The sequence below is a fragment of the Bradyrhizobium nitroreducens genome (genome assembly GCF_002776695.1).
Taxonomy (GTDB): domain Bacteria; phylum Pseudomonadota; class Alphaproteobacteria; order Rhizobiales; family Xanthobacteraceae; genus Bradyrhizobium; species Bradyrhizobium nitroreducens.
Genome location: NZ_LFJC01000003.1, coordinates 8,168,508 through 8,168,980 on the forward strand (window position 1 = coordinate 8,168,508; position 473 = coordinate 8,168,980).

The 473-nt window shown below is 60.3% G+C and carries 1 protein-coding gene; it reads right to left on the reverse strand.

Annotated features, from left to right (window positions below):
• Positions 1 to 473, reverse strand: a 473-nt coding sequence (locus tag TSA1_RS40495) for an acyl carrier protein (RefSeq protein WP_210421921.1), incomplete at both ends; no start/stop codon positions are given.

Here is a 473-nt window from a genome sequence, read left to right on the forward strand (position 1 = left end):
CGCCTGCACCAGATGCGCAGCCAGCTTCTCGATGGTCGGGTGCTCGAAGAACACCGTCGGACTGAGCTCCAGTCCGTATCGATCGTTCAGCTGGTTGCCGAACCCCGTCAACGTGATCGAGTCAAAGCCAAACTCGCTAAGTTCTGTATCGATATCAATACTGTCGTGCTCGATCTTCAGACACTCTGAGACCGCATCCGATAGCGCGGTTTGCAGCTTCACCTGAAGTTCGATCCGGGCGTTGCCGGTCACTGGCACTAACGGCAACTGGATTGCTCCAACTCGCTTGGATGCTTTGCTCACGGATGGTTCGTGAGAGACTTTGAGCGGCTTTGCGGCGGGCGCCGGTTTGAGGACGGCGCGCGTCTGGCGCACGATGCCGTTGCTGATTGCGACCAGGATCTGTTGTCCGAGCGCATGGGCGCTTCGTGCGGGATCCGCCGCGGGGGCAAAGCCCTCGCCCTCCAGCAGGC